This is a genomic window from Microbacterium sp. B35-04 (assembly GCF_010634885.1).
Taxonomy (GTDB): Bacteria; Actinomycetota; Actinomycetes; order Actinomycetales; family Microbacteriaceae; genus Microbacterium.
In genome coordinates this window covers 44,968-51,676 of sequence record NZ_MWLP01000070.1, presented here as the reverse complement: position 1 = coordinate 51,676, position 6,709 = coordinate 44,968, and the positions used below count along the sequence as shown (strand labels likewise).

Genomic DNA, 6,709 nt, shown 5'->3' with positions numbered 1-6,709 from the left:
CGGCGTGCTGCTCGAGCACCACCGATGACGAGAACGCCTCCTCGTCCCGGGGATCGGGCTGGGTCGCGGTCATGAGGTCTCCTTCGACGACTCGGGTGGTCCCAGGTTCGCACCGCCGGGTCGGGTGCGCGTGGCAGATTCCCACCCAGTGGGAATGACGGATGCCGCGGCTCGCGGCATCCCTCTTCCATCGGGGTTTGGGGCGCGAATCGTCCGTTCGGGGCGCGAAACGCGCGCCCCGAACGCACGGCATGCGCCCCATACCGGGGCGACCGCGGTACGGCATGCCGGACGGATGCCGCGGCCGCGGCATCGGTCCCGCTCAGTTGTGTCGGAGGTCGTGGTGGAGGTCCTTCGCGGCCTGCACCACGAGCGGACCAAGCCGGCGCTCGTCGGCGCGCTCGAGGTGCACGACCAGGCCGAGCGCGGTGGGCGGCAGGCCGTCGACGCGGGGCAGCGCGGCGGCGACCGAGACGTTGCCGAGGGTCATCTCCTCGCGGGTCGTGGCGTAGCCGAGCGCGCGGGTGCGGGCGATGTCGGCGCGCAGTTCGGGCTCGGTCGTGATCGAGTTCACGGTCTCGCGCTCGAGCGGCGCCCGGAAGTACTGCCGCAGCCAGCTCTCGTCGCGCGTCGCGAGCAGGGCCTTGCCGACGCCCGTCACGTGCAGCGGCCCGCGCCCGCCCATGCGGCTGAGAGTCGGGATCGACTGGCGTCCGGTCAGGCGCCCGACGTACAGCGCGCTCGTGGTCTCAGGGGTGGCGCCATCGAGCACGGCGAGGTGCACGTTCTCGCCGGTCGCCTCATACAGACGCACCATGTGGGGCAGTGCCGTCTCGCGGAGCCGCAGCGACAGCGGCGAGAGCTCGCCGAGCTCCCACAGCCGCGGACCGATGGCGTACGTGTGGCCGGGGCCTCGCGTCAGCAGCCCCTGCGTCACGAGGGTGGCGAGCAGCCGGTGCAGCGTCGACATCGCGAGCCCCGTGCGGGCCGCGAGCGTGGCGGCGGTGACGGCCGGCTCGTCGTCGGTGAAGCACCCGAGCACGCGCAGCGTGCGCTCGAGCACGCCCTCGCCGTCCGCCATGGATCCTCCCCCGCCCGACGTTACTCCGCGGCCGCGGTCGACGATGCTCGGGGCGAACCGAGGGCTCCTCCCGGTCGTCCGGGGAGCTCGGTCCGACTGGACGCCACCCCACTCCCGGTCGTTGAGCGAGCGAGGAACGAGCGAGACGAAACGCCTGCACCCGGCGTATCCGTTCGGCTCGAGGCGTTTCGTCTCGGTCGCTGGCGCTCCCTCGCTCAACGACCGGGACACCGGTACCGGTCGCGGAGCGAGCGAGACGAAACGCACGCACCCCGCGCAGCAGCGAGGCTCGGGGCGTTTCGTCTCGTCGCTGGCGCTCCTCCCTCAACGACCGCGAACCTGGGTACCGGTCGTTGAGCGAGCGAGGAACGAGCGAGACGAAACGCCGCGCGCACCTCGATGGCAGAGTGGGCGCATGGCCAACTCGCCCTCCGGCGACTCGATGACCGACCGCATCGTCCGCGTGCTCGAGACGTTCACGGCCGAGCGCTCGATGCAGTCGGCCGCCGAGATCGGCCGCCGCGCGGGGCTGCCCTCGTCGACGGCGCACCGCATCGTCGACGAGCTCGTCGACGCGGGGCTCCTGGAGCGCGACGAGGACCGCCGCGTCCACCTGGGTCTGCGCCTGTGGGAGCTCGCCCTGCGCGGTTCGACCGCGCTGCGCCTTCGCCAGGCGGCGCTCCCCCACATGGAGCAGGTGCAGGCCCGCATCCGCGAGCACACGCAGCTCGCGGTGCTCGAGCAGGACGAGGCGCTGTTCCTCGAGCGCCTCTCCCACCCCGACGCCGGGGCCAACATCACGCGCATCGCCGGCCGTCTGCCGCTGCACGCGTCGTCGTCGGGCCTCGTGCTGCTCGCGCATGCCCCGTCGCCCCTCCGCGAGCGGGTGCTGACCGGCCCGCTGCGGGCATTGGCTCCCGAGACCGTGACGGATGCCGCACGTCTCCGCCGCCTGCTCGCCGAGGTGCGCCGCACCGGTGTGGTGGTCGCCTCGGGCTCGATCGAAGCCGTCTCGACCGGTGTCGCCGTGCCGATCCGCGACGCCGGCGAGGTGGTCGCCGCGCTGTCGGTCGTGCTCCCTCGGGAGACCGACCCGGATGCCGCCATCGCGGCCCTGCGCGAAGCAGCGGCCGGCATCGAGGCCGCGCTCCGCGCCGACCGCCGCTGAGCCCGTCACCAGCGGAGGGGATCGAGGAAGCGCGTGGCGCGTCCTCAGTTGAGGAAACGTGCGGAGATGAGGGACGAAACGGCGACGAGGCTCCTCAATTGGGCCCACGTCCTCATTTGAGGTCGTCGCCGCGGATCGACCACCTCCGCCCGATGAACGGGAATCCCGCGCAACGCCGGCCCGACAGCGGCACACTGGGCCGCAGCATCCCACACCCTGTGCTCGTCGAAGGAGACGTCATGTCCACGATCCGCACCCGCGTCGCCATCGTCGGCGCCGGGCCCGCCGGCCTCCTGCTCTCGCACCTGCTGGGGATCGCCGGCATCGAGTCCGTGGTGATCGACCAGCGCTCGCGCGACGAGATCGAGACCACGATCCGCGCCGGCATCCTCGAGCAGGGCACGGTCGAGATCCTCGACCAGTCCGGCGCTTCCAGCCGCGTGCGCACCGTCGGCAACCGCCACGACGGCATCGAGCTGCGCTTCGCCGGCGCGGGCCACCGCATCGACTTCGCCGAGCTCGTCGGCCGGGGAGTGTGGCTGTACCCGCAGCACGAGGTGCTCAAAGACCTCATCGCCGTGCGCCTCGGCAAGGGCCAGGACCTCCGCTTCGGCGTGACCGCGGTACGGGTCGAGGATGCGGCATCCGATCGCCCCCGCCTCATCGCGACCGACGCCGACGGCTCGCCGCTCGAGATCGAGGCCGACTTCGTCGTCGGCGCCGACGGCTCGCGCAGCGTCGTGCGCGAGGCGGTCACCGGCTCGCACACCGGCGGCTACTTCCGCGAGTACCCGTTCGCGTGGTTCGGCATCCTGTGCGAGGCGCCGCCGAGCGCCGACGAGCTGATCTACAGCAACTCGCCGAACGGCTTCGCGCTCATCAGTCAGCGGAGCGCGACGGTGCAGCGCATGTACTTCCAGTGCGACCCGGATGCCGATCCCGGCGCCTTCAGCGAGGAGCAGCTGTGGGACGAGCTGCAGTCGCGCGTGCCCGGCACCACGCTGAAGGAGGGCCCGATCTTCCAGCGCGATGTGCTGCGCTTCCGCAGCTTCGTCGCCCACGAGCTGCTGCGCGGGCGGGTCGCGCTCATCGGGGACGCCGCTCACACCGTGCCGCCCACCGGCGCCAAGGGCATGAACCTGGCCGTCGCCGACGTGCTGGTGCTCGAGCGCGCGCTGCGGGCGCTGCTGCTCGAGGACGACGACCGGCTCATCGAGGCGTTCCCCGAGACGGCCCTGCACCGCATCTGGAAAGCGCAGCACTTCTCGTGGTGGATGACGAACATGCTTCATGTGGCGCCCGACGCGTCGGACTTCGACCGCCTCCGTCAGCTCGGCGAGCTGCGCTCCGTGGTCGAGTCCGAGGCAGGCCGCCGCTTCCTCGCCGAGGCCTACACCGGGTGGCCGCTCGAGGGCCTGGCTTGACGCCTCGCCCGCTGCCGAGTGGTTCACGGCTCGTACCACTCGTCGCCAGGGTGCGAAAAGTCGGGTCCGTCACCAAGACTCGCCGACGAACGCCGATACGTCGCGGCGTGTCGGATCACCGGCCCGACTTTTCGACCGACGGACGCGCCCTCGCCACTGCCGCTCATCGGGAATCAACGGATGCCGCAGCCGCCGCTCGGCTATAGTCCGAGCCCTATGGCCTCATCGTCGCGGACCGCACCGCCCGAGCCGTCGCGTGCGGCGTCGGTCACGATGCTGCTCGTGGCCGTCTGCCTGGTCGCGGCGAACATGCGGCCGGCGATCACGGGCCTCGGCCCGCTGCTCGACCAGATCGGCGCCGACACCGGCATGTCGGTGTCGGCGCTCGGTGTGCTCGCCGCCGTGCCGCTCGTCGCCTGGGCGCTGTTCTCGCCGCTCGCGCACGACCTGAGCCGGCGGTTCGGGCAGCCGCGCGTGCTGATGTGGTCGCTCCTCGTGCTGCTGGCCGGCACCCTCGTCCGCTCGATTCCCGGACCGGTGGTCAGCCTGTGGGTCGGCACGGCGATCATCGGCATCGGCATCGCGATCATCAACGTGCTGATGCCCGCCGTGGTCAAGCGCGACTTCCCCGCGCACGTCGCTGCGGTGACCGCGGCCTACACGGCGCTGCTCGCGGGACTCGGCGCGGTCTCATCGGGCGTGGTGGTTCCGATCTCCCAGATCCCCCTCGCCGGAGACCCCGCCGGCTGGAGGTTCGCCCTCCTCGTGACGGGCGCCGCCCTGCTGCCCTTCGCGATCGCCGGATGGTGGTGGGCCCACCGTGGTGCGGCGCACGTGCATGTCCGCGCCGGGGCACCGCGCGGCCGCACCGGCATCTGGGCCGACCCGGTCGCCTGGCTCGTGGCGGTGTACATGGGGCTGCAGGCATCCATGTTCTACATGTTCGTGACGTGGCTCGCCCCGCTGTCGATGTCGATCGGCCGCAGCGAGGTGGTCGCCGGCATCGACGTCATGGTCTACCAGCTGTTCTCGCTCGCCGGCTGCCTGCTGCTGCCGCTGATCCTCCGCGGGGGCCTGGAGCGGTGGGCGCCGGCGCTCATCCCGTCGCTCGCGATCGTGGGCGTCGCGGGGCTCATGATCGCGCCCGACACGGTGCTGCTCTGGGCGTCGCTCATCGGGCTGACCGGCGGCGCGACGCTGGCGATGTCGCTGACGCTGATGGCCCAGCGGGCGCGCGACCACGACGCGTCGGCTGCGCTGTCGGGCATGTCGCAATCGGTCGGGTACGTGATCGCTGCGCTCGGTCCGGTCACCTTCGGCGCGCTCCACAGCCTCACCGGCGATTGGATCGCCTCGCTCGCGCTGGTGCTCGCGGTGCTCGCCGCGCTCACGGTCGTCGGCGTGTTCGCCGGCCGCGACCGGTACGTGCTCGACCGTTCCTGACCCCCGCGTCGGTCAGGGGGTCACGACACGTGGCAACGCCGGCCGCGTTCCCACACTTCGCGTCCCCCGAAGGTCCGGGCTACTCGTCGGGGAAGGCCAGCGCCCGCAGAAGCGCGCCCAGGGTCTCGCGATCTTCGGCGCTCAGCTGACCGTGGACGCGCTCCTCGGCGGCGCGGGCGGACTCGCGCGCGGTCACGACGAGTGAGCGCCCGGCATCCGTGGCCACGACGACGTTGGCGCGACGGTCGGACGGATCCGGCCGACGCTCGACGAGGCCGCGGGACTGCAGCTCGTCGACGAGGCTGACCACCTGGCTCGGGTCGAGGCGCAGGAACTCCGCGAGCTCCCGCTGCGACGGCCGGGCATCGCCCGACGCGAGGACGAGCACCGAGTACGACCGTGCTTTGAGTCCATGCTCGGCCAGTGCGGCATTGCCCGCGGCGAGCGCGATGGCGTTCGCGCGGGCCAGCAGGAAGCTCACGTCGTCGGTCAGCGCCGACGAGCGGAGCCCCTCGGGCGCGACGGCGTCGGCGGATTTCTGCATGGCCACGATGCTAGTCCACTTCATGGACGAACGGAATGATTGACTTTCTCAACGGTTAGGACTTCAATGGATCCCGACACGAAGGAGTTCACGCATGTCTTCGCACGCCCCCCTCGACGGCAAGGTCGCCATCGTCACCGGTTCGGGCCGCGGCCTCGGCCTCGCCTACGCCCAGGAGCTCGCCCGACAGGGCGCCGCTGTCGTGATCAACGACGTCGACGAGGCCACCGCCGCCGAGGCCGTCGCCTCGATCGAGGCAGAGGGCGGCCGCGCGGTCGCCGTCGTCGCCCCGGTCGGTCCCACCGAGACCGCCAAGCAGCTCGTGCAGACCGCCGTCGACACGTTCGGGCGGCTCGACATCCTCGTCACCAACGCGGGCGTGCTGCGCGACACCGTGCTGTGGAAGATGAGCGACGACGACTTCGACACCGTCGTCAACGTCCACCTGCGCGGCACCTTCACCTGCGTGCGCGAAGCCGCGACCTACATGCGCGCCAACGAGATCCCCGGCCGCATCATCTGCATCGGCTCACCCACCGGTCAGCGCGGCAACTTCGGGCAGACCAACTACGCCGCCGCGAAGTCCGGCATCGTCGGCATGGTGCGCACGTGGGCGCTGGAGCTGAAGAAGGCCGGCATCACCGCCAACGCCGTGATCCCGGTCGCCGCGACCGCGATGACCGCGACCGTCCCGTACTTCGCCGCCGCCGTCGAGGCCGAGGCCGCAGGCGAGCCGATGCCGGCGTTCTTCCGCCACGACCTCGGCTTCGGCACGTCGGATGACGTCGCGGGGCTCATCGCCTATCTCGCGTCGGATGCCGCCGCCGGCGTCACCGGGCAGGCCATCGGCATCGGCGGCGACCGCCTGCAGGTGTGGTCGCACCCCGAGGCCGTCGCGACCGCGTACCACGAGGGCGGCTGGTCGTACGACGACCTGGCGACCGGCTTCGCCGACGCCGCCGGCGACCTGCAGTCGGTCGGCGAGAAGTTCCCGCCGCTGCCGGACGAGCTCCAGCGCCCGGCGCCGGCCGGTCGTTGAGCGAGCGAAG

General features: G+C 72.0%; 6 protein-coding genes. 4 read left to right on the top strand and 2 right to left on the bottom strand.

All coding sequences use genetic code 11. The features are described 5' to 3' along the window. Positions 1–322: 322 nt before the first annotated feature. Positions 323–1,081, bottom strand: a complete 759-nt coding sequence (locus tag B1729_RS15450; RefSeq protein WP_163616874.1) for an IclR family transcriptional regulator — start codon at positions 1,079–1,081, stop codon at positions 323–325. A gap of 415 nt (positions 1,082–1,496) precedes the next feature. Here B1729_RS15450 and B1729_RS15445 point away from each other — a divergent pair, with 415 nt between their 5' ends. The 3 genes from B1729_RS15445 to B1729_RS15435 all read left to right on the top strand — a co-directional run bounded on the left by B1729_RS15445 (position 1,497) and on the right by B1729_RS15435 (position 5,116). Continuing rightward, the gene (locus B1729_RS15445) at positions 1,497–2,249 is read left to right on the top strand and encodes an IclR family transcriptional regulator (protein ID WP_163633630.1); all 753 of its coding nucleotides are present in this window, start codon (positions 1,497–1,499) and stop codon (positions 2,247–2,249) included. 239 nt (positions 2,250–2,488) lie between these two features. After that, a complete protein-coding gene (locus B1729_RS15440) occupies positions 2,489–3,673 on the top strand; it encodes a 4-hydroxybenzoate 3-monooxygenase (protein ID WP_163633628.1) in 1,185 nt (394 codons plus the stop codon). A gap of 216 nt (positions 3,674–3,889) precedes the next feature. After that, positions 3,890–5,116 (top strand): MFS transporter, encoded by a 1,227-nt coding sequence (locus tag B1729_RS15435; protein WP_239539666.1) that lies wholly within the window; start codon positions 3,890–3,892, stop codon positions 5,114–5,116. A gap of 79 nt (positions 5,117–5,195) precedes the next feature. On the opposite strand, the gene B1729_RS15430 is transcribed toward B1729_RS15435, so the two are convergent. Then, positions 5,196–5,660 (bottom strand): MarR family winged helix-turn-helix transcriptional regulator, encoded by a 465-nt coding sequence (locus tag B1729_RS15430; protein WP_163633626.1) that lies wholly within the window; start codon positions 5,658–5,660, stop codon positions 5,196–5,198. Between the two features lie 94 nt (positions 5,661–5,754). On the opposite strand from B1729_RS15430, the gene B1729_RS15425 reads away from it, so the two are divergent. Further along, positions 5,755–6,699 carry an SDR family NAD(P)-dependent oxidoreductase gene (locus B1729_RS15425; RefSeq protein WP_163633624.1) on the top strand — a complete coding sequence of 315 codons (945 nt, stop codon included), beginning with the start codon at positions 5,755–5,757 and terminating at the stop codon, positions 6,697–6,699. The last annotated feature ends 10 nt before the right edge of the window (positions 6,700–6,709 follow it).